22 protein-coding genes are annotated in these 20,757 nt (G+C 61.2%); 19 read left to right on the top strand and 3 right to left on the bottom strand.

The genetic code is table 11. The features are described from left to right. Positions 1–86 precede the first annotated feature (86 nt). The 9 genes from argS (at position 87) to QK296_RS04100 (ending at position 10,552) form a co-directional block, all read left to right on the top strand. Entirely contained in the window at positions 87–1,823 is a 1,737-nt protein-coding gene (gene argS / locus QK296_RS04140; protein ID WP_003187901.1) for an arginine--tRNA ligase, read from the top strand. Between the two features lies 1 nt (position 1,824). After that, positions 1,825–2,526, top strand: a complete 702-nt coding sequence (locus tag QK296_RS04135; protein WP_003187899.1) for an SPOR domain-containing protein — start codon at positions 1,825–1,827, stop codon at positions 2,524–2,526. Between the two features lie 220 nt (positions 2,527–2,746). Further along, entirely contained in the window at positions 2,747–3,277 is a 531-nt protein-coding gene (gene hslV / locus QK296_RS04130) for an ATP-dependent protease subunit HslV (RefSeq protein WP_003171209.1), read from the top strand. A 37-nt stretch (positions 3,278–3,314) separates the two neighbouring features. After that, positions 3,315–4,652: an ATP-dependent protease ATPase subunit HslU gene (gene hslU / locus QK296_RS04125; protein ID WP_003187898.1), complete on the top strand. Its 1,338-nt coding sequence runs from the start codon at positions 3,315–3,317 to the stop codon at positions 4,650–4,652. Positions 4,653–4,812: 160 nt separating this feature from the next. After that, positions 4,813–5,190, top strand: a complete 378-nt coding sequence (locus tag QK296_RS04120) for a DUF971 domain-containing protein (RefSeq protein ID WP_003187897.1) — start codon at positions 4,813–4,815, stop codon at positions 5,188–5,190. A gap of 249 nt (positions 5,191–5,439) precedes the next feature. Next, the gene (gene phaC, locus QK296_RS04115; protein ID WP_282390624.1) at positions 5,440–7,119 is read left to right on the top strand and encodes a class II poly(R)-hydroxyalkanoic acid synthase; all 1,680 of its coding nucleotides are present in this window, start codon (positions 5,440–5,442) and stop codon (positions 7,117–7,119) included. A gap of 165 nt (positions 7,120–7,284) precedes the next feature. Next, positions 7,285–8,130: a poly(3-hydroxyalkanoate) depolymerase gene (gene phaZ, locus QK296_RS04110; protein ID WP_003187895.1), complete on the top strand. Its 846-nt coding sequence runs from the start codon at positions 7,285–7,287 to the stop codon at positions 8,128–8,130. A gap of 90 nt (positions 8,131–8,220) precedes the next feature. Continuing rightward, positions 8,221–9,903 carry a class II poly(R)-hydroxyalkanoic acid synthase gene (gene phaC / locus QK296_RS04105; RefSeq protein WP_047712391.1) on the top strand — a complete coding sequence of 561 codons (1,683 nt, stop codon included), beginning with the start codon at positions 8,221–8,223 and terminating at the stop codon, positions 9,901–9,903. A gap of 28 nt (positions 9,904–9,931) precedes the next feature. Beyond that, entirely contained in the window at positions 9,932–10,552 is a 621-nt protein-coding gene (locus tag QK296_RS04100; RefSeq protein WP_003187893.1) for a TetR/AcrR family transcriptional regulator, read from the top strand. Positions 10,553–10,668: 116 nt separating this feature from the next. On the opposite strand, the gene QK296_RS04095 is transcribed toward QK296_RS04100, so the two are convergent. From QK296_RS04095 to QK296_RS04085, 3 genes are all read right to left on the bottom strand, one after another. Next, positions 10,669–11,604 (bottom strand): phasin family protein, encoded by a 936-nt coding sequence (locus QK296_RS04095; protein ID WP_034134704.1) that lies wholly within the window; start codon positions 11,602–11,604, stop codon positions 10,669–10,671. Positions 11,605–11,616: 12 nt separating this feature from the next. Then, a complete protein-coding gene (locus QK296_RS04090; RefSeq protein WP_034134703.1) occupies positions 11,617–12,039 on the bottom strand; it encodes a phasin family protein in 423 nt (140 codons plus the stop codon). A 104-nt stretch (positions 12,040–12,143) separates the two neighbouring features. Next, complete coding sequence (locus tag QK296_RS04085) at positions 12,144–12,419, bottom strand: polyhydroxyalkanoic acid system family protein (RefSeq protein ID WP_003187887.1); 276 nt, start codon at positions 12,417–12,419, stop codon at positions 12,144–12,146. A gap of 145 nt (positions 12,420–12,564) precedes the next feature. On the opposite strand from QK296_RS04085, the gene ubiE reads away from it, so the two are divergent. From ubiE to QK296_RS04035, 10 genes are all read left to right on the top strand, one after another. Then, complete coding sequence (ubiE, locus tag QK296_RS04080; protein WP_282390623.1) at positions 12,565–13,335, top strand: bifunctional demethylmenaquinone methyltransferase/2-methoxy-6-polyprenyl-1,4-benzoquinol methylase UbiE; 771 nt, start codon at positions 12,565–12,567, stop codon at positions 13,333–13,335. Next, on the top strand, positions 13,335–13,958 hold the full coding sequence (locus tag QK296_RS04075; RefSeq protein WP_003187886.1) for an SCP2 domain-containing protein: 624 nt from the start codon (positions 13,335–13,337) through the stop codon (positions 13,956–13,958). Before ubiE ends, QK296_RS04075 begins: the two co-directional genes overlap by 1 nt. Next, positions 13,955–15,559, top strand: coding sequence for a ubiquinone biosynthesis regulatory protein kinase UbiB (ubiB, locus tag QK296_RS04070; protein ID WP_003187885.1), 1,605 nt, complete (start codon positions 13,955–13,957; stop codon positions 15,557–15,559). Before QK296_RS04075 ends, ubiB begins: the two co-directional genes overlap by 4 nt. Positions 15,560–15,600: 41 nt before the next feature. Next, complete coding sequence (gene hisI, locus QK296_RS04065; protein WP_003187884.1) at positions 15,601–15,993, top strand: phosphoribosyl-AMP cyclohydrolase; 393 nt, start codon at positions 15,601–15,603, stop codon at positions 15,991–15,993. Between the two features lie 2 nt (positions 15,994–15,995). Next, the gene (locus tag QK296_RS04060) at positions 15,996–16,328 is read left to right on the top strand and encodes a phosphoribosyl-ATP diphosphatase (protein ID WP_003187881.1); all 333 of its coding nucleotides are present in this window, start codon (positions 15,996–15,998) and stop codon (positions 16,326–16,328) included. A 26-nt stretch (positions 16,329–16,354) separates the two neighbouring features. After that, positions 16,355–16,633: a twin-arginine translocase TatA/TatE family subunit gene (locus tag QK296_RS04055; protein ID WP_003187877.1), complete on the top strand. Its 279-nt coding sequence runs from the start codon at positions 16,355–16,357 to the stop codon at positions 16,631–16,633. 10 nt (positions 16,634–16,643) lie between these two features. Further along, positions 16,644–17,051 (top strand): Sec-independent protein translocase protein TatB, encoded by a 408-nt coding sequence (gene tatB / locus QK296_RS04050; RefSeq protein ID WP_003187876.1) that lies wholly within the window; start codon positions 16,644–16,646, stop codon positions 17,049–17,051. Continuing rightward, positions 17,048–17,839, top strand: a complete 792-nt coding sequence (tatC, locus tag QK296_RS04045) for a twin-arginine translocase subunit TatC (RefSeq protein WP_003187874.1) — start codon at positions 17,048–17,050, stop codon at positions 17,837–17,839. The genes tatB and tatC overlap by 4 nt, the downstream gene beginning before the upstream one ends. After that, a complete protein-coding gene (locus QK296_RS04040) occupies positions 17,836–18,543 on the top strand; it encodes a 16S rRNA (uracil(1498)-N(3))-methyltransferase (protein ID WP_282390622.1) in 708 nt (235 codons plus the stop codon). Before tatC ends, QK296_RS04040 begins: the two co-directional genes overlap by 4 nt. A 252-nt stretch (positions 18,544–18,795) precedes the next feature. Continuing rightward, positions 18,796–20,712 (top strand): methyl-accepting chemotaxis protein, encoded by a 1,917-nt coding sequence (locus tag QK296_RS04035; protein WP_094774373.1) that lies wholly within the window; start codon positions 18,796–18,798, stop codon positions 20,710–20,712. Positions 20,713–20,757 lie beyond the last annotated feature (45 nt).

Here is a 20,757-nt window from a genome sequence, read left to right as displayed (position 1 = left end):
TTGGCAAGCCCGCCCTCGCCACGGATAATGCCCAGTTTTTCCACCTGCGCATCGCGCGCCGCCGCTTGCGGTCGAAAGAGAACACCATGAAAGACACCATTCGCCAGCTGATCCAACAAGCCCTCACCCAACTCGTCAACGAAGGTGTGTTGCCTGAAGGCCTGTCGCCGGCGATCCAGGTGGAGAACACCCGCGACAAGACCCATGGCGACTTCGCCAGCAACATCGCGATGATGCTGTCCAAGCCGGCCGGCATGAAACCGCGCGACCTGGCCGAAAAAATCATCGCAGCCCTGCCGGCTGACGCCAGTGTCACCAAGGCCGAAATCGCCGGCCCTGGTTTTATCAACTTCTTCCAGAACACCCAGGCCCTGGCGTTGCGCCTGGATGCCGCCCTGGCCGATGCCCGCATCGGTGCTCGCAAGGCCGGCGACAGCCAGCGCGTGGTCATTGACCTTTCGGCGCCGAACCTGGCCAAGGAAATGCACGTGGGCCACCTGCGCTCCACCATCATTGGCGACGGCGTGGCACGGGTGCTGGAGTTTCTCGGCGACACCGTGATCCGCCAGAACCACGTGGGCGACTGGGGTACCCAGTTCGGCATGCTGATGGCCTACCTGCAAGAAAACCCGATCACCAGCAACGAACTGGCCGACCTGGAAAACTTCTACCGTGCCGCCAAAAAGCGGTTCGACGAGTCTGAAGAGTTTGCCGACCGCGCCCGGGGCCTGGTGGTCAAGCTGCAAGCCGGCGACGAAGAGTGCCTGGCGCTGTGGAACCGCTTCCGTGAAATTTCCCTGTCCCACTGCCAGGAAATCTACGAGCTGCTCAACGTGAAACTGACCATGGCCGACGTGATGGGCGAAAGCGCCTATAACGACGACCTGATCAACGTGGTCAACGACCTCAAGGCCAAGGGCCTGCTGGTCGAGAGCAACGGCGCCCAGTGCGTGTTCCTCGAAGAATTCAAGACCGCCGACGGCGAGCCGCTGCCGGTGATCATCGTCAAGGCCGATGGCGGCTACCTCTACGCCACCACTGACCTGGCCGCCGTGCGTTACCGCAGTGGCGTGCTCAAGGCTGACCGTGCGCTGTACTTCGTCGACCAGCGCCAGGCCCTGCACTTCCAGCAGGTGTTCGAAGTGGCGCGCCGCGCTGGTTTCGTCACCCACCCGATGCACATGGAGCACATGGGCTTTGGCACCATGAACGGCGCCGATGGCCGCCCCTTCAAGACCCGCGACGGCGGCACCGTGAAGCTGATCGACCTGCTGACCGAAGCCCAGGAGCGTGCCTACAACCTGGTGAAGGAAAAGAACCCGGAGCTGGCCGAGGCCGACCTGCGCAACATTGCCCGCGTGGTGGGCATTGGCGCGGTGAAATACGCCGACCTGTCCAAGCACCGCACCAGCGACTACAGCTTCAACTTCGACCTGATGCTCAATTTCGAAGGCAACACCGCACCGTACCTGCTGTACGCCTACACCCGCGTGGCCGGGGTATTCCGCAAACTGGGCAAGGACTTCAGCGAAGTCCAAGGCCAGATCGCGCTGGACGCCGCCCTTGAACAGGAACTGGCGGCCAAGCTCGCGCAATTTGGCGAAGTGCTCAACAGCGTTGGCGAAAAAGGCACGCCGCACATCCTGTGCACCTATTTGTACGAAGTGGCCGGCCTGTTCTCCAGTTTCTACGAGAACTGCCCGATCCTGACCGCCGACGACGAAGCCCAGAAACAAAGTCGCCTGCGCCTTGCCGCATTGGCTGGACGCACCCTCAAGCAAGGCCTGGAACTCTTGGGCCTGGAAACTCTGGAGCGTATGTAAGTTGGCTGCCAAGAAAAAACCTGCACCCAAGCGCGGCGCCAGCCGCTACCAGGCCCCGGCGAAGCAACCGATTCCGGGTTGGCTGTGGATGGCCATCGGCCTTACGGTCGGCGCATTTATCGTGTTTCTGATGAAGCTGGAGCCCGGCCAGGGCGATGACGTCAAGCGCGTCAAACAGGAGCAGCAAAAGGCCACGAAAATCGCCGAAGCCAACAAGACCGCGCCGAGCCCGACTGCACCGGTAAAGCCCAAGTACGACTTCTACACGCTGCTGCCGGAGTCGGAAGTGATCGTGCCGCCTGACGCCGTGCCGGAAAAAACCCTGCCGACGCCACAGGTGCCGACCACGCCGGTAACCCCAGCAGAAGCGGCGAAAATCGACACCGCGCGCGCCCAGGCCGCGCTGGCCGGCATCACGCCGCCGCCAGCACCGCCCGTGGCAGCCACCAAGGCTGCGCCGGTGACCAAGTTCTTCCTGCAAGCGGGTTCGTTCCCGAAACAGGCGGATGCGGACCGTGTACGCGCACAGATCATTCTGTTGGGCCAGTCGGTATCGGTGGAGTCTGGCACGGTGAAGGACGCGACCTGGTATCGCGTATTGGTGGGGCCGTTCAGCAACCGTGAACAGCTGACCGTGGCGCAAAAGCAATTGGCCGGCGCAGGGTTTAGCAACCTGTTGTTACAACAACGCCAGAGCCGCTGACGCATACCCACTGATCGTTCCCACGCTCCGCGTGGGAACGTGCCCCTTGACGCTTTGCGTCACAGAGCAGGCGCAGAGCGCCCAAGGCGGCATTACCACGCGGAGCGTGGGAACGATCACCACTCGTCCGCCCTGCCTTCCTACGGTTGAAATCCCCCTCGCCACCCCCATATGAGTTTCCATCAGGGCATTTTCGCCCCGCTGCGTGGAGACTCTCCCCTTGACCACCATCGTTTCAGTACGTCGCCACGGCAAAGTTGTCATGGGCGGCGACGGCCAGGTTTCCCTGGGCAACACCGTGATGAAAGGCAACGCCAAGAAAGTGCGCCGCCTGTACCACGGCCAGGTGCTTGCCGGCTTCGCAGGCGCAACCGCCGACGCCTTTACCCTGTTCGAGCGTTTCGAAGGCCAGCTTGAGAAACACCAGGGCCACCTGGTGCGCGCCGCTGTGGAACTAGCCAAAGAATGGCGCACCGACCGCTCCCTCAGCCGCCTGGAGGCCATGCTCGCGGTTGCGAACAAAGACGCTTCCCTGATCATCACTGGCAACGGCGACGTGGTTGAACCCGAGCATGGCCTGATCGCCATGGGTTCCGGCGGCGGCTACGCCCAGGCTGCGGCCAGCGCGCTGTTGAAGAAAACCGACCTGTCGGCCCGTGAAATCGTCGAGACCGCCCTGGGTATCGCTGGCGATATCTGCGTGTTCACCAACCACAACCAGACCATTGAGGAGCAGGACCTCGCCGAGTAAGCCCTGGGCTTATTCAGGCTTGAGGCCGCCAAACACTATGTCCATGACTCCCCGCGAAATCGTCCATGAACTCAATCGCCATATCATCGGCCAGGACGATGCCAAGCGCGCCGTTGCCATTGCGCTGCGTAACCGCTGGCGCCGGATGCAACTGCCGGAAGAACTGCGCGTTGAAGTAACGCCCAAGAACATCCTGATGATCGGCCCCACCGGCGTGGGTAAAACCGAGATCGCCCGGCGCCTGGCCAAACTGGCCAATGCACCGTTCATCAAGGTCGAAGCGACCAAGTTCACCGAAGTCGGCTATGTGGGCCGCGATGTCGAGTCGATCATTCGTGACCTGGCTGACGCCGCCCTGAAGATGCTGCGCGAACAGGAAGTGACCAAGGTCAGCCACCGCGCCGAAGACGCCGCTGAAGAGCGCATCCTCGACGCCCTGTTGCCACCGGCACGCATGGGTTTCAACGAAGACGCCGCACCGGCTACCGATTCCAACACTCGCCAGCTGTTCCGCAAGCGCCTGCGTGAAGGCCAGCTGGATGACAAGGAAATCGAGATCGAAGTGGCTGAAGTGTCCGGCGTGGATATTTCTGCCCCGCCTGGCATGGAAGAAATGACCAGCCAGTTGCAGAACCTGTTCGCCAACATGGGCAAGGGCAAGAAGAAAAGCCGCAAGCTCAAGGTGAAAGAGGCGCTCAAGCTGGTGCGCGACGAAGAAGCCGGGCGCCTGGTCAATGAGGAAGAACTCAAGGCCAAGGCCCTGGAAGCGGTCGAGCAACATGGCATCGTGTTTATCGACGAGATCGACAAAGTGGCCAAGCGAGGCAACTCAGGCGGCGTGGATGTGTCCCGCGAAGGCGTGCAGCGCGATTTGCTGCCGCTGATCGAGGGCTGCACGGTCAACACCAAGCTGGGCATGGTCAAGACTGACCACATCCTGTTTATCGCCTCCGGTGCTTTCCACCTGAGCAAGCCCAGCGACCTGGTGCCCGAGCTGCAAGGCCGCTTGCCGATTCGGGTGGAGCTCAAGGCGCTGACGCCGGGCGACTTCGAGCGCATCCTCAGCGAGCCGCATGCCTCGCTCACCGAGCAGTACCGCGAGTTGCTGAAAACCGAAGGGCTGGGTATCGAATTCCAGGCAGACGGGATCAAGCGCCTGGCGGAGATCGCCTGGCAGGTCAACGAGAAGACCGAGAACATCGGTGCCCGTCGCCTGCATACCTTGCTTGAGCGCCTGCTGGAGGAAGTGTCCTTCAGTGCCGGCGACATGGCCGGTGCGCAGAATGGCGAAGCGATCAAGATCGATGCTGATTACGTCAACAGCCACTTGGGCGAATTGGCGCAGAACGAAGACTTGTCTCGTTATATCCTGTAAGCCTCACTCAATGTGAGAGTGGCTTGTGTGGGAGCTGGCTTGCCTGCGATAGCATCACCTCAGTGTTCCTGAAACACCGAGGTGCCTGCATCGCGGGCAAGCCCAGCTCCCACATTGGTCCCTCTCACATTTTGAGCCGGTTCCTACAGGGTTATCTCCAATGTCGAAATTTCCTACCGCAGTAAACCTGCACAAAACCTCCAACACCCTCGGCCTGACCTACGGGCCGGATGAAACCTACCAGTTGCCCGCCGAATTCCTGCGGGTGCACTCACCTTCCGCCGAGGTCCAGGGCCACGGCAAACCCATCCTGCAATTCGGCAAGCTCAACGTCCGGTTGATCAAGCTGGAACCGGCCGGCCAGTACGCACTGAAATTGACCTTCGACGACGGTCATGACAGCGGACTGTTCACCTGGGACTACCTCTATCAATTGGCCGTACGTCAGGAGGCTTTGTGGGCCGACTACCTGGCCGAGCTCAAAGCCGCTGGAAAAACCCGCGATCCGAGTGAGTCGGTCGTGCGGCTGATGCTCTAGCCCAAGGGTCTTGCTGTTTAGAGCGCATTTTCTAATTTCATCTGCTTGAATGCCCTGTCGCGTGGCCAACGATTGGCCCGCTTGCGAAAAAAAATAAACTCGGGTAACCAATGGAGCTGGCAAGTTCCCTGCATTTGACGATGCGGTATCAACGGTCACCCGAGTCGCAGTACCAGGCTGGTGTCGTGTATCGAAATTGGGTGCGCAGCAATCGCCGGTACTCGTCTTTCGGACAATGGAGCGTCGTAGATGAGTAACAAGAATAACGATGACTTGAAACGCCAGGCCTCGGAAAACACCCTGGGGTTGAACCCGATCATCGCGTTACGCAAAAAGGACTTATTGGCCTCGGCCAAGATGGTGCTGACCCAAGCCATCAAGCAACCGTTGCACAGCGTCAAGCACGTCGCCCACTTTGGCGTTGAATTGAAGAATGTGATGTTCGGAAAATCCGCACTGGTGCCCGAGGGCGACGACCGTCGCTTCAACGACCCGGCCTGGAGCCAGAACCCGCTCTACAAACGTTATTTGCAGACTTACCTGGCGTGGCGCAAGGAACTTCACGACTGGATCGACGACAGCAACCTGTCGGCACAAGACATCAGCCGGGGCCACTTCGTGATCAACCTGATGACCGAAGCCATGGCCCCCACCAACAGCGCGGCCAACCCGGCGGCGGTCAAACGCTTCTTTGAAACCGGCGGTAAAAGCCTGCTCGACGGTTTGTCTCACCTGGCCAAGGACATGGTGCACAACGGCGGCATGCCCAGCCAGGTCAACATGGGCGCCTTTGAAGTCGGCAAGACCCTGGGCACCAGCGAAGGCGCGGTGGTGTTTCGCAACGACGTGCTGGAGCTGATCCAGTACAAGCCCATTACCGAGCAGGTGCATGAGCGCCCGCTGCTGGTGGTGCCGCCGCAGATCAACAAATTCTACGTCTTCGACCTGTGCCCGGATAAAAGCCTGGCGCGCTTCTGCCTGCGTAATGGCCAGCAGACCTTTATCGTCAGTTGGCGCAACCCCACCAAGGCCCAGCGCGAATGGGGGCTATCCACCTATATCGAGGCGCTGAAGGAAGCGGTCGATGTGGTCACGGCGATTACCGGCAGCAAAGACGTGAATATGCTCGGCGCCTGCTCCGGCGGCATCACCTGCACCGCGCTGTTGGGCCACTACGCGGCGCTGGGGCAGAAGAAGGTCAACGCCCTGACCCTGCTGGTGAGCATGCTGGATACCACCTTGGACACCCAGGTGGCGCTGTTTGTGGATGAACAGACGCTGGAAGCGGCCAAGCGCCACTCTTACCAGGCCGGCGTGCTGGAAGGCCGTGACATGGCCAAGGTCTTTGCCTGGATGCGCCCCAACGACCTGATCTGGAACTATTGGGTCAACAACTACCTGCTGGGCAACGAGCCGCCGGTATTCGACATCCTGTTCTGGAACAACGACACCACCCGCTTGCCGGCGGCGTTCCATGGCGACCTGATCGAACTGTTCAAAAACAACCCACTGGTACGCCCCAACGCTCTGGAAGTGTGCGGCACGCCTATCGACCTCAAGCAGGTCACCGCCGATATCTATTCCCTGGCCGGCACCAACGACCACATCACGCCGTGGCAGTCCTGCTACAAGTCAGCGCAGTTGTTCGGTGGCAAGGTCGAGTTTGTGCTGTCCAGCAGTGGGCATATCCAGAGCATCCTCAACCCGCCGGGCAACCCCAAGGCGCGTTACCAGACCAGCGAGGGCCTGGCCGGCAGTGCGCTGGAGTGGCAGGAAGATGCGACCAAGCACACCGATTCGTGGTGGCTGCATTGGCAGGTGTGGCAGGCGGAACGGGCGGGGAAACTGAAAAAAGCCCCGACGACATTAGGCAATAAAAACTATGCCGCCGCCGAAGCGGCGCCGGGTACCTATGTACATGAACGCTAGGCATTCTTGTGATTGAAATGAGATCAGATGTGGGAGCTGGCTTGCCTGCGATAGCAATGGGCCTGCTCACTAATCGCGGCCTGAAAGAATGCCATCGCAGGCAAGCCAGCTCGCACACTGACCGAGTTCCTACAGACCAATAGCACCACTTCACAGGGCTTGAGCATGCCGCAACCGTTCATCTTCCGTACCATCGACCTGGATGGCCAGACCATCCGCACGGCGGTGCGTCCGGGCAAGCCGCACTTGACGCCCCTGCTGATCTTCAACGGCATCGGCGCCAACCTTGAGCTGGTGTTTCCGTTCGTACAGGCCCTGGACCCGGACCTGGAAGTGATCGCCTTCGACGTGCCCGGCGTGGGCGGTTCCTCGACGCCGAACCGGCCCTACCGTTTCCCCGGCCTGGCCAAGCTCACCGCACGCATGCTCGACTACCTGGACTACGGCCAAGTGAACGCCGTGGGCGTGTCCTGGGGCGGCGCGCTGGCCCAGCAGTTCGCCTATGACTACCCCGAGCGCTGCAAGAAATTGATCCTGGCGGCCACGGCGGCCGGTGCCTTCATGGTGCCGGGCAAACCGAAAGTCTTGTGGCTGATGGCAAGCCCCAGGCGTTATATCCAACCGTCCCATGTGGTGCGCATTGCACCGATGATTTATGGCGGCTCGTTCCGCCGTGATTCCAAACTGGCCGCCGAACACGCCAGCAAGGTGCGCTCGGCCGGCAAGCTGGGTTACTACTGGCAGCTGTTCGCCGGGTTGGGCTGGACCAGCATTCATTGGCTGCACAAGATCCGCCAGCCCACCCTGGTGCTGGCCGGCGACGATGACCCGCTGATCCCGCTGGTCAACATGCGCCTGCTCGCCTGGCGCATCCCCAATGCACAGTTGCACATCATCGATGACGGCCACCTGTTCCTGATCACCCGGGCCGAAGCCGTGGCGCCGATCATCATGAAGTTTCTCGAAGAGGAGCGCCTGCGCGCCGTGATACATCCGCGACCGGCGGTGTGAAGGAACACACCACCGCGCAACTTGCCAGGAACCGACTATGGTTCTGGATTGGCGTGCCTGCTTGATGTCTTGACGAAGGAGTGTTGGCTCATGCGAGAAAGACCCGTGACGAACCCGGCGCCCACCCCCGCTACGTTCATCAACGCACAAAATGCGATCACCGGCCTGCGTGGCCGGGACTTGCTGTCGACCCTGCGTACCGTGGCCGCGCATGGCCTGCGCAACCCGGTGCACACCGCCCGCCACGCCCTGGCCCTGGGCGGCCAACTGGGCCGCGTGCTGCTGGGTGAGACCGTGCACGAACCCAACCCCAGGGACCATCGCTTCAGCGACCCCACCTGGAAGCTCAACCCGCTGTACCGCCGCAGCTTGCAAGCCTATCTGAGCTGGCAAAAACAGACACGGCAGTGGATCGATGACAGCGCCCTCAGTGACGATGATCGCGCCCGCGCGCAGTTCGCCTTCGCCCTGCTCAACGATGCCGTGTCCCCTTCCAACACCCTGCTCAACCCGCTGGCGATCAAGGAGTTGCTCAACTCCGGCGGCAACAGCGTAGTGCGTGGCGTGAGTAATTTGTTCGAAGACCTGCTGCACAACAACGGTTTGCCGCGCCAGGTCAGCAAGCACGCTTTCGAAGTGGGCAAGACCGTGGCGACCACGCCCGGTTCGGTGGTGTTTCGCAATGAGCTGCTGGAGCTGATCCAATACAAGCCCATGAGCGAAAAACAGTACGCCAAGCCACTGCTGGTGGTGCCGCCGCAAATCAACAAGTACTACATCTTCGACCTGAGCCCGGCCAACAGCTTTGTGCAATACGCGCTCAAAAACGGCCTGCAGACCTTTATGGTCAGCTGGCGTAACCCGGACGTGCGGCATCGCGAATGGGGCCTGTCCACCTACGTGGCGGCGCTGGAGGAAGCGCTCAACGTGTGCCGGGCCATCACTGGCGCCCGCGAGGTCAACCTGATGGGCGCCTGCGCCGGCGGCCTGACCATCGCCGCGCTGCAAGGCCACCTGCAAGCCAAGCGCCAGTTGCGGCGCATCTCCAGCGCCAGTTACCTGGTGAGCCTGCTGGACAGCCAGATCGACAGCCCCGCAACCCTATTCGCCGATGAGCAAACCCTGGAGGCCGCCAAGCGCCGCTCCTACCAGCAAGGCGTGCTGGATGGTCGCGACATGGCCAAGGTGTTTGCCTGGATGCGCCCAAACGACCTGATCTGGAATTACTGGATCAACAATTACCTGCTGGGCAAGGAACCGCCGGCATTCGACATCCTGTACTGGAACAACGACAACACCCGCCTGCCCGCCGCCTTGCACGGCGACCTTCTGGACTTCTTCAAGCACAACCCCCTGAGCCATCCCGGTGGGCTGGAGGTGTGCGGCACGCCCATCGACTTGCGCAAGGTCGCGGTGGACAGCTTCAGCGTGGCCGGGATCAACGATCACATCACCCCGTGGGATGCGGTGTACCGCTCCACGCAACTGCTGGGTGGCGAGCGGCGCTTTGTGCTGTCCAACAGCGGGCATATCCAGAGCATCCTCAACCCGCCGGGCAACCCCAAGGCCAACTACGTCGAGAACCCCAAGCTGAGCAGCGACCCGCGCGCCTGGTATTACGACGCCCAGCACGTCGAGGGCAGTTGGTGGCCGCAGTGGCTGGAGTGGGTGCAAAAACGCTCCGGTGTACAACGCGAAACTCTCACCGCCCTGGGCAACCAGAATTACCCACCGATGGAAGCGGCGCCGGGCACTTACGTGCGGGTGCGCTGAGCTCAGCGATCAACTTTAAGAAGACTGGATGAAGACCCGCGACCGTATCCTTGAATGTGCCCTGCAGTTGTTCAACCACAAAGGCGAACCAAACGTGTCGACCATGGAGGTGGCCAATGAAATGGGGATCAGCCCCGGCAACCTCTACTACCACTTCCACGGCAAGGAGCCCTTGGTGCTGGGGCTGTTCGAGCGTTTTCAATCTGAGCTGGCGCCACTGCTGGACCCTCCCGCCGATGCGCAACTGGAGGCCGAGGATTACTGGCTGTTCCTGCACCTGATTGTCGAGCGCATGGCCCACTACCGCTTCCTGTTCCAGGACCTGTCGAACCTGGCCGGGCGCTTGCCCAAGCTGGCCAAGGGGATCCGTCACTTGCTCACGGCGCTCAAGCGCACATTGGCGTCATTGCTTGCGCGGTTGAAGGCGGCTGGGCAACTGGTCAGTGATACCCAGGCGTTGGGGCAACTGGTGGAGCAGATCACCCTGACGTTGCTGTTTTCCCTGGATTACCAACGGATTCTGGACCGTGAAGGTGAGGTGCGGGTGGTGGTGTACCAGATCATGATGCTGGTGGCGCCGCATCTGCTGCCGACGGCGCGGCAGGCGACCGAGAAGTTCGCCTTGAAGTACCTGGATGACGTTGATTAAACATGTAGGAGCGAGCTTGCTCGCTCCTACAAAAATGGGGCATGCGGCGTTTTTCAGGCTTGCATAAAAAACGCCCGATCTTCGCAGACCGGGCGTTTTTTTGTGTCCCGTAGAAATCAGGACTGACTGGATGGCGTCGGGGTAGCCGGCGTAGCAGTCGGGGTAGCAGCCGCGTGCGTCGGTGCGGACACCGAATTGGCGGTAGAAGCGGCCGGTGCTGGCGCCGTGGCTGGCTTGGCCGTTGCGGCGGGCTTTGCGGCTGCCGGTTTTTTCGCTACCGCAGGCTTTTTGGCCGCGGCAGGTTTGGCCGCAGGTTTCGCAGCGGCGGGCTTGGCAGCAGGTTTAGCAGCAGCGGTTTTAGCCGCAGGTTTGGCAGCCGGTTTAGCTGCAGGTTTCGCGGCGGCTTTAGCGGCCACTGGCTTAGCGGCAGGCTTGGTAGCCGGTTTGGCCGCAGCGGTTTTAGCCGCTGGCTTGGCCGCAGGTTTCGCAGCGGCTTTGGCTGGCGCTTTCGCAGCGGGTTTTGCAGCCGGCTTGGCGGCGGCTTTAACCAGCGGCTTGGCGGCAGTTTTGGCGGCGGGTTTTGCAGCGGCGGTTTTAGCTGCTGGTTTGGCCGCCGGTTTTGCTGCAGGCTTGGCGGCGGCGATCTTGGCGGGAGCCGCTTTGGCGCCGGTGAGTTTTTCGATTTGCTTGGTCAAGGTATCGACCTTGCTGTGCAGCGCCTTCAACTCCGCCTTGCTCGGTACGCCCAGTCGCGAAATAGCACTGTTGAGGCGTTTGTCGAAAGTCTCTTCCAACTTGCCCCAGGTATCCGAAATGCTCGACTTGGCGGAACCCGCGCTCGCCTTGGCAGCGTCGACTTTTTTACCAACCGTGCTCTTGGTCAACTTCTCGGCTTTCTCGCCGTCTTTAACCAGGGTCTCGAAGAGTTTGCTGCCGTCACTGTCGATCTTCGAGTACACGCCTAAACCAGCGAGCCAGATTTTGCGGGAATATTCTTCAACTTTCCCGACCCACGAGCTGCCTTCTTTCTGAGTAGTCTTTTTAACAGCCATCCCGATGTCTCCTTAGTGTTTACGCGCGACACGTTCGAGCAATGCCGTCAGCTCTTCGAGCTTAGCAGAGAGTGTCTCCACGTCATGTTTAGACGCAATGCCGATCCGATTCAAGGCACTGGCGACACGAGTATCAAAAGCTTTTTCAACTTTATCCAGTTGAACTTCAACCAGGCCTTTGACGCCGGAGACGTTACTCTTTACTTGGTCAATCTGACTGTTGGCGGCATCAAGTTGTTCAACTACAACTTTTTTACCTTTACTTTCAACACGTTGACCGCTTCTAACGAGTTCCTTGAAGTACTCGCCGCCCTCGCTGCCGACCTTGGCGTAGGCACCAAGACCCGCCAGCCAGATCTTGCGGGCATAGCTTTTAACCTCATTCAGGGGGGTGGTCTGAACGTCGATTTTTTTCTTCAAAATAACTTTGGCCATGGTGCACCTCACACAGGATTGGGTGGCGGACGGCCCGCAAGAGTTGAGGGCTTGGGCACAAAGTAGGGTTTAAAATTAGAATCAGCACCCTAAGCACAGCCCTATCAGGCCAGGGCCTTATCCAGGGCTTTTTCGATTTCGGACTTGATCGTGCCACTCATGGCCGACATCAACAGGCCAAGTTCCACATCAATGCGCAGCGAATCATCGGCCACCCACACCGTGCCTTTAACCCCGGAGCGCTTGAGCTTCAGGGTGTCGCCAGCCCATGAAAACTCCACGCCATATTTATCCTCGAGTTTGCGCGCCAATAGCTCAGCCTTGGCCCGCGCCTGTTCTTTTCCCAGGGTGTGTTCACGCTCAACGGTAATACGGGCCATTGCAATGACTCCTCTTTATAACGACTCAGAACACCCGCCATGCGGCAAAAGGTCTCGATGAGCGCCTATCTTACCTGCAGCCTTGCCAAGACAAAGTAGGCCTTGGGGATTATCATGTCCCGCATTCTCTTTTGGTGACAGCGATATGACTGATCAGCGCAAAGGCAGCGATGCCGAACCCACCACTCACTTCGGCTTCAAGAACGTCCCGGAAAGCCAAAAGGCGGAAAAAGTCGCTGAGGTGTTCCACTCCGTGGCGGCCAAGTACGACCTGATGAACGACGTGCTCTCCGGCGGCATGCACCGCCTGTGGAAGCGCTTCACCATCGAGTTGTCAGGCATACGCACCGGCAACCGGGTGCTGGACATCGCCGGTGGCACAGGCGACCTGGCGGCCAAGTTCTCCAAGCTGGTTGGCCCCACCGGCCAGGTGGTATTGGCCGATATCAACGGCTCGATGCTCAAGGTTGGCCGCGACCGCCTGCTCGACAAAGGCGTGGCCGGCAATATCGAATTCGTCCAGGCCGACGCTGAGAAGCTGCCGTTCCCGGACAACCATTTCGACTGCGTGACCATCGCCTTCGGCCTGCGTAACGTGACCCACAAGGAGGACGCGATCCGCTCGATGCTGCGCGTGCTCAAGCCAGGTGGCCGCCTGTTGGTGCTGGAGTTCTCCAAGCCGACCAACGCGCTGATGTCCAAGGTCTACGACACGTACTCCTTCGCCTTCATGCCGTTGATGGGCAAGTTGATCACCAACGATGCCGAGAGCTACCGCTACCTGGCCGAGTCGATCCGCATGCACCCGGACCAGGAAACCCTGAAGTCGATGATGGTGGAGGCCGGTTTCGACCGCGTGACCTACCACAACATGACGTCCGGCATCGTCGCCCTGCACCGCGGCATCAAGCCCTGATGCTGCTGCAAGGTCTTCTCGCCAGCGTCGAGCACGGCCTCAACCGTGTCCTGCGCCTGGACAGCACCGCCCTGGCGCGGCTCGCGCACCTGACCGGCAAAGTCATTGCCGTCGATTGCCGCAGCCCCGTCTTGCAGCTGTTTATCCTGCCCAGCGATGAAGGCCTGCTGCTCGCCACCCAATGGGCCGCCCAAGCCGATTGCACCTTGCGTGCGCCGGCCTCCAGCCTGTTGCACCTGGCGCTGAGCCGCAACAAGACTGCCATCCTCCACAGCCCCGAGGTGGAACTGGAAGGCGACAGCGCGGTGCTGATGGACCTGGCCGCCGTGCTGCAAGACCTGGAGCTGGACTGGGAATACGAACTGTCGCGCTGGATCGGCCCCGTCGCCACCCAGTTGATCAGCGGGCACCTGCGCAGCCGCTCGCGCTGGTATCAGCAAGGGTTCGCCAGCCTCAACCAGAACCTCGCCGAATACCTGAGCGAAGAATCGCGCACCCTGGTCGGGCAACGGGAAGCGCAAGCGCGCTTTCGCGAACTCGACAAGGCCAAAATCGACCTGGAACGCCTCGAGGCCCGCTTCGAGCGCTTGAGCCGTTCCCTTGATCCAAGCGATAACGCATGAAGCTGCTCGCCGTCCGCCGTTTGTTTCGTATCCAGCGCGTCGTAATCCGCTACCGTCTCGATGACCTGCTGTTTGCCCTGCCTTTGCCGTGGTTTTTGCTGGCGGTGCGTTATGTGCTGCCATGGCGCTGGTTCCCGCGCAAGCCGTCGCCGTTGAGCCGTGGTGCGAGCCTGCGCCTGGCGTTGCAGGATTTGGGGCCGATCTTTATCAAGTTCGGGCAGATCCTCTCCACCCGCCGCGACCTGTTGCCCGAAGACATCGCCGACGAGCTGATGCTGCTGCAAGACCGCGTGCCGCCGTTCGACTCGCAGCAGTCGATGGCGCTGATCGAAGAACAGCTGGGCCAGAAGATCAGCGAGGTGTTCAGCCGCTTCGACGTCGAGCCCCTGGCCTCGGCGTCGGTGGCACAAGTGCACGCCGCGCAACTCAAGACCGGCGAAGAAGTGGTGGTGAAAGTCATTCGCCCAGGCCTCAAGCCGATCATCGGCCAGGACCTGGCGTGGCTGTTTGTCCTCGCCCGCGCGGCCGAACGTTTCTCCGCCGATGCGCGCCTGCTGCACCCGGTGGACGTGGTCGCCGACTACGAAAAAACCATCTACGACGAACTCGACCTGCTGCGCGAGGCGGCCAACGCCAGCCAATTGCGGCGCAACTTCGAAGGCTCGCAACTGCTGTACGTGCCGCAGGTGTATTGGGACTGGTGCCGCCCCAAAGTGCTGGTGATGGAGCGCATCTACGGCGTGCAGGTCACTGACCTTGCGACCCTGGCCGACCAGCGCACCGACATGAAGATGCTGGCCGAGCGCGGCGTGGAGATTTTCTTCACCCAGGTGTTCCGCGACAGTTTCTTCCACGCCGACATGCACCCGGGCAACATCTTCGTCAGCACCGTCAACCCGTGGAGCCCGCAGTACATCGCCATCGACTGCGGCATCGTCGGCAGCCTCACCCCCGAAGACCAGGATTACCTGGCGCGCAACCTGTTTGCCTTCTTCAAGCGCGACTACCGTCGTGTGGCGCAGTTGCACATTGATTCGGGCTGGGTGCCGGCGGAAACCAAGCTCAATGAATTTGAAGCGGCGATCCGCACGGTGTGTGAGCCGATCTTCGAAAAACCGTTAAAAGATATTTCCTTCGGCCAGGTGCTGATGCGCCTGTTCCAGACCGCGCGGCGCTTCAATATGGAAGTGCAGCCGCAACTGGTGCTGTTGCAAAAGACCCTGCTGAACATCGAAGGCCTGGGCCGCCAGCTGTACCCGGACCTCGATTTGTGGAACACCGCGCAACCCTTTCTGGAACGCTGGATGCGCGAGCGCATGAGCCCCAAAACCATGCTGGGCAACCTGCACAGCCAGTTCGAACAGCTGCCGCACCTGGCCAACATGACCCGCGACCTGCTGGAGCGCATGTCCCAGCCCCACGCCAAGGACCCAGAGCCACCGTGGCGCAAGCGCAAGGACGATTGGTTCCTGCGCCTGCTCGGCGCCGCGCACCTGGTGGGCGGGGTGATGCTGGCGATCGGCGGGCCATTGAACCAACTGGGCCACTGGCCAGCCGGCATTATGGTCGCCGTGGGTGTTTATCTGATCGTGCGTCGATAGCCAATCCGGTTATACACTGTCGCAAATTGCCGGAGCCGAACATGAAAGACTGGCTGGATGAGATCAAGTGGGACAGTGACGGCCTGGTGCCGGCCATTGCCCAGGACTACAAGACCGGGCGCGTGCTGATGATGGCCTGGATGAACCGCGAGGCCCTGAGCCTCACCGCCGCCGAGCAGCGCGCCATCTACTGGTCACGTTCGCGTGGCAAACTGTGGCGCAAGGGCGAAGAATCCGGGCATGTGCAGACCCTGCACGAGCTGCGCCTGGACTGCGATGCCGACGTGGTGATCCTCAAGGTCGAACAGATCGGCGGCATCGCCTGCCACACTGGCCGCCACAGTTGCTTCTATCGCGTGTTCGAGAATGGCGAATGGAAGGTTGTGGAGCCGGTGCTCAAAGACCCGCACGCCATCTACCCAGCAGGACACTGAACATGAGCGATACCCTGAACCGTGTGGCCCAGGTGCTGGAAGACCGCAAAGGCGCGGATGCCGACAGTTCCTACGTCGCCAGCCTGTACCACAAGGGCCTGAACAAGATTCTGGAAAAGCTCGGCGAAGAATCCGTCGAGACCATCATTGCGGCCAAGGACGCGCAAATCAGCGGTGATTACAGCGATGTAATCTATGAGACCGCAGACTTGTGGTTCCATAGCCTGGTGATGCTCGCCCAACTGGGGCAGCACCCACAGGCCGTGCTGGATGAACTGGACCGTCGCTTCGGCTTGTCCGGACACGCCGAGAAGGCCTCGCGCCCGTCCGCCTGAATAACTAAGACTTGAGGATTTGAAGCATGGGCATTTTTGACTGGAAACACTGGATCGTCATTCTGGTGGTGGTGGTATTGGTGTTCGGTACCAAGAAACTCAAGAACCTGGGCACCGACGTGGGCGAGTCGATCAAGGGTTTTCGCAAAGCCATGAACGATGATGAAAAGCCAGCCGAGCCAAGCGCCAACCCGGTGCCACCGGCCCAGCCTGTTCACCCGCAGGCCACCCAGCCGATCACCGAACGCCGTACCTTCGACGTTCAGGCTGAAAAGGTCCAAGAGCCGACCCGCAAAGACTCGTGAGCACTGACTAATGTTTGGTATCAGCTTCTCTGAACTGCTGCTCGTCGGCCTGGTGGCCCTGCTGGTACTGGGGCCGGAACGCCTGCCCGGTGCCGCACGCACCGCCGGCTTGTGGATCGGGCGTCTAAAACGCAGCTTCAACGCGATCAAACAGGAAGTTGAACGGGAAATCGGTGCCGACGAAATCCGTCGGCAATTGCACAACGAACACATCCTCTCGTTGGAGCAGGAAGCCCGCAAGATTCTGTCCCCGGTGCAAGAGCCGGCCAAGCCGGTCACGCCGGTGGCCGAGCACAGCATCGCGCCAGCCCCTGTGGCCGACGCTGCTCCTGCAGCGCCCGCCCCAACGACGCCCGCGCCGACGCCCGTTGCGTCGCCCGCACCCCATGACCCTACATTGCCGCCGCGAGCCCCATGAGCGCTGATAAACCGGAAAACGACCAGCATATGCCGCTGGTCTCGCACCTCACCGAGCTGCGTACCCGCCTGCTGCGTTGCGTGGCGGCGATCTTCATCATCTTTGCCGGGCTGTTCGCCTTTACCCAGCAGATCTACACCTTCGTCTCGACGCCCCTGCGCCAGTACCTGCCGGCCGGCGCGACGATGATTGCCACCGATGTGTCGTCGCCGTTCCTGACGCCGTTGAAGCTGACCATGATGGTCTCGCTGTTCCTGGCGATCCCGGTGATCCTGCATCAGATCTGGGGTTTTATCGCACCGGGCCTGTACAAGCACGAGAAGCGCATCGCCGTGCCGTTGCTGGTATCGAGCATCCTGCTGTTCTACACCGGCATGGCCTTCGCCTACTTCCTGGTGTTCCCGCTGATCTTCAAGTTCTTCGCCGCTGCCACCCCGGCTGGTGTGGAAATGATGACTGATATCACCAGCTACCTCGATTTCGTGATGACGCTGTTCTTCGCCTTTGGTGTGGCGTTCGAAATCCCGGTGGCGGTGGTGTTGCTGGTGTGGATCGGCGTGGTCGACGTCAAGTACCTGAAGAAGATCCGCCCGTACGTGATCATCGGCTGCTTCGTGGTCGGCATGATCCTCACGCCGCCGGACATATTCTCCCAGACCTTGCTGGCCGTGCCGATGTGGATGCTGTTCGAAGTGGGCATCCTGTTCAGCGGCTTGATCAGCAAGCGTGGCGAACACCCGGATGACGCGCCTGTCGACGACGACCAGCCGCCAGCGACCCAGCCGTGAACCTGCTGCTGCTCGAAGAGGCCGACTTTATCGCGGCCGACCGCGTCGTGCTGCGTGATCGGCGCCTGGTGCATATGCAGGAGGTTCACCGCGCCGCCGTCGGCGACACCCTGCGCGTGGGCCGCATTGGCGGGCTGATGGGCAATGCCCAATTGCTGCGCCTGGAAGCCGCCGAAGCCGAACTGCAAGTGAGCTTCGACCAACCGCCGCCGAGCAAACTGCCCCTGACCTTGCTGCTGGCCCTGCCCCGCCCGAAGATGCTACGCCGGGTGCTGCAAACAGTGGCGGCCATGGGCGCGCCCAAGGTGGTATTGGTCAACAGTTACCGGGTGGAAAAAAGCTTCTGGCAAACCCCGTTCCTGGAGCCTGAAGCGGTGCGCGAGCAACTGATCCTCGGCCTGGAGCAAGCGCGGGACACGCTGCTGCCCGAGATCATTATCGAGAAACGCTTCAAGCCATTTGTCGAAGACCGGCTGCCGGCCATGGCGACTGGCACTCTGGGCCTGATCGGCCATCCGGGCGATTACCCGGCCTGCCCTCGAGCCCTGGAAGAACCGGTAACCCTGGCGATCGGCCCGGAAGGCGGCTGGATTCCCTATGAAGTGGACCTGCTGACCAAGGCCGGTTTGCAGCCGGTGCAGTTGGGTGCGCGTATTTTGCGCGTCGAAACCGCCGTAACGGCCCTGCTCGCCCGCCTGTTCTAACCCCCCGACTGATCGTTCCCACGCTCTAGTGATCGGGTGATCGTTCCCACGCTCTGCGTGGGAATGCCGCTCAGGACGCTCTGCGTCCGCCCTTGTGACGCAGAGCGTCACGCCATTCATTCCCACGCAGAGCGTGGGAACGATCACCAGAGCGTGGGAACGATCACCAGAGCGTGGGAACGATCAAGTATCCCCGTGCGTTGCCGATAGCCTTTGAATAAGTCCAAGCCTTGTTCCAGGGGAGTTCGCAGCATGTATCGTTGGTTAGCCGAGAAGTTGGGGAATGTAAGCGTCAACCGCAAGCTGAGTGTGGGCTTTGGCCTGGTGTTGCTCCTGACGCTGTTGATCACCTTTACCGGCTGGACCGGCCTGGGGGACGTGATCAGTCGCGGCGACAAGCTGGGCTTTATTTCCAGCCTCAATGGCCTGAGCAAAGACCTGCGCCTGGCACGCCTGGACTTCGACATGCGCCGTGGCGAGCAAGGCACGGACAAGGTCGACGGCCTGCTCGCCCACCTCGACAGCGGCCTGAAGACCGCGTCCGAGCTGATCGAGCAACCTGACGACAAAGCCCTGGTCGAGCAACAGCAGGAAGCCTTGAACCAATACAAAAAGGCCTTCGCCGCCATGGTCCAGGCGGGTCTCAAGCGTGAGGGCGCGCGCAGCAAACTCGGCGACACTGCCGACAATGCCGTCGCCAAGATCAACGAAATCGAAAAAGCCCTGCTGCAAGGTGACAGCGTTGCCCAGTTCAACAGCGTGGTCGAGCAGAGCAAGCTGATCCAGCAATCGCGCTTTCAGGTACGCGGCTACACCTACAGCGGCAAGGTCGAAGCCGAGCAACCGGCCCTGGATGCCATCGACAACGCCCTGAAGAAAATCACCGAGCTGCAAGGCCAGTTGCCTGCGCAATACCAGGCCAATCTGCAAGAAGCCGGGGCATCACTGCAAGCCTACCGCGCCGCTGTCAGCCAGTATCGCGATTCCCAGATCGCCAGCGCGGCTGCGCTGAAGACCATGATCGCCCAAGGCGACATCCTGCTGGGCCACAGCGAAAAGCTCACCGTCTCCCAGACCGCCGTGCGTGACGCAGATGCCGCGCAAGCCAAATACTTGTTGCTGCTTGCCACCGTGCTGGCGCTGATCGTCGGCATCTTCGCGGCCTGGGCCATTACCCGCCAGATCGTCATCCCGCTGAACCAGACCCTCAAAGTCGCCGAGCGCGTAGCCTCCGGCGACCTGAGCCACAACCTGGAATCGGGTCGCCAGGACGAACTGGGCCAATTGCAGCGCGCCATGCAAAGCATGACCGTGGGCCTGCGTGAGTTGATCGGCGGGATCAGCGACGGCGTCACCCAGATCGCCAGCGCCGCCGAGCAGTTATCAGCCGTGACCGAACAAACCAGCGCCGGGGTCAACAGCCAAAAGGTCGAGACCGACCAGGTGGCCACCGCCATGAACGAAATGGCCGCCACCGTGCAGGAAGTGGCGCGCAACGCCGAAGAGGCCTCGGAAGCCGCCGTGGCTGCCGACCAGCAAGCCCGTGAAGGCGACCAGGTGGTGGGGGAAGCCATCGCCCAGATCGAGCGCCTGGCCACCGAAGTGGGTAATTCCACGGTGGCCATGGGTGAACTCAAGCGCGAAAGCGACAAGATCGGCAGTGTGCTCGACGTGATCAAATCCGTGGCCCAACAGACCAACCTGCTGGCCCTTAACGCCGCCATCGAGGCGGCGCGTGCCGGTGAAGCCGGGCGTGGCTTTGCCGTGGTGGCCGATGAAGTACGCAGCCTGGCCCAGCGCACGCAGAAGTCCACCGAAGAGATCGAAGAGCTGATCGTCGGCCTGCAAAGCGGTACCCAGCAGGTGGCAACCATCATGGACAACAGCCGCGGGCTGACCGAGAGCAGTGTTGAGCTGACGCGCCGCGCCGGCCACGCGCTGGGCAATATCACCCGCACCGTCTCGACCATCCAGGCGATGAACTCGCAGATTGCCACCGCCGCCGAGCAGCAAAGCGCCGTGGCTGAAGAGATCAACCGCAGCGTGTTGAATGTGCGCGACATCTCCGAGCAAACCTCGTCGGCCAGCGAAGAAACTGCGTCCTCCAGTGCCGAACTGGCGCGCCTGGGGATCTACCTGCAGACCCTGGTCGGGCGCTTCCGAGTCTGAATTACCCTACGCGGCGGCTTACCAAAGCCGCCGCATCTTGTGAAA

Origin of the sequence: Pseudomonas sp. AL10 (genome assembly GCF_029960685.1) — a bacterium.
GTDB classification, from domain to species: Bacteria; Pseudomonadota; Gammaproteobacteria; order Pseudomonadales; family Pseudomonadaceae; genus Aquipseudomonas; species Aquipseudomonas lactis.
This window is presented reverse-complemented; position numbering and strand designations above follow the sequence as displayed.

What these genes read in the sequence shown, in the direction of transcription:
- argS (WP_003187901.1), top strand. Translation starts at nt 87, where the DNA reads ATGAAAGACACCATTCGCCAGCTGATCCAACAAGCCCTCACCCAACTC.
- hslU (WP_003187898.1), top strand. Translation starts at nt 3,315, where the DNA reads ATGTCCATGACTCCCCGCGAAATCGTCCATGAACTCAATCGCCATATC.
- QK296_RS04120 (WP_003187897.1), top strand. Translation starts at nt 4,813, where the DNA reads ATGTCGAAATTTCCTACCGCAGTAAACCTGCACAAAACCTCCAACACC.
- phaC (WP_282390624.1), top strand. Translation starts at nt 5,440, where the DNA reads ATGAGTAACAAGAATAACGATGACTTGAAACGCCAGGCCTCGGAAAAC.
- phaZ (WP_003187895.1), top strand. Translation starts at nt 7,285, where the DNA reads ATGCCGCAACCGTTCATCTTCCGTACCATCGACCTGGATGGCCAGACC.
- phaC (WP_047712391.1), top strand. Translation starts at nt 8,221, where the DNA reads ATGCGAGAAAGACCCGTGACGAACCCGGCGCCCACCCCCGCTACGTTC.
- QK296_RS04100 (WP_003187893.1), top strand. Translation starts at nt 9,932, where the DNA reads ATGAAGACCCGCGACCGTATCCTTGAATGTGCCCTGCAGTTGTTCAAC.
- QK296_RS04095 (WP_034134704.1), bottom strand. Translation starts at nt 11,604, where the DNA reads ATGGCTGTTAAAAAGACTACTCAGAAAGAAGGCAGCTCGTGGGTCGGG.
- QK296_RS04090 (WP_034134703.1), bottom strand. Translation starts at nt 12,039, where the DNA reads ATGGCCAAAGTTATTTTGAAGAAAAAAATCGACGTTCAGACCACCCCC.
- QK296_RS04085 (WP_003187887.1), bottom strand. Translation starts at nt 12,419, where the DNA reads ATGGCCCGTATTACCGTTGAGCGTGAACACACCCTGGGAAAAGAACAG.
- ubiE (WP_282390623.1), top strand. Translation starts at nt 12,565, where the DNA reads ATGACTGATCAGCGCAAAGGCAGCGATGCCGAACCCACCACTCACTTC.
- QK296_RS04075 (WP_003187886.1), top strand. Translation starts at nt 13,335, where the DNA reads ATGCTGCTGCAAGGTCTTCTCGCCAGCGTCGAGCACGGCCTCAACCGT.
- ubiB (WP_003187885.1), top strand. Translation starts at nt 13,955, where the DNA reads ATGAAGCTGCTCGCCGTCCGCCGTTTGTTTCGTATCCAGCGCGTCGTA.
- hisI (WP_003187884.1), top strand. Translation starts at nt 15,601, where the DNA reads ATGAAAGACTGGCTGGATGAGATCAAGTGGGACAGTGACGGCCTGGTG.
- QK296_RS04060 (WP_003187881.1), top strand. Translation starts at nt 15,996, where the DNA reads ATGAGCGATACCCTGAACCGTGTGGCCCAGGTGCTGGAAGACCGCAAA.
- QK296_RS04055 (WP_003187877.1), top strand. Translation starts at nt 16,355, where the DNA reads ATGGGCATTTTTGACTGGAAACACTGGATCGTCATTCTGGTGGTGGTG.
- tatB (WP_003187876.1), top strand. Translation starts at nt 16,644, where the DNA reads ATGTTTGGTATCAGCTTCTCTGAACTGCTGCTCGTCGGCCTGGTGGCC.
- tatC (WP_003187874.1), top strand. Translation starts at nt 17,048, where the DNA reads ATGAGCGCTGATAAACCGGAAAACGACCAGCATATGCCGCTGGTCTCG.
- QK296_RS04035 (WP_094774373.1), top strand. Translation starts at nt 18,796, where the DNA reads ATGTATCGTTGGTTAGCCGAGAAGTTGGGGAATGTAAGCGTCAACCGC.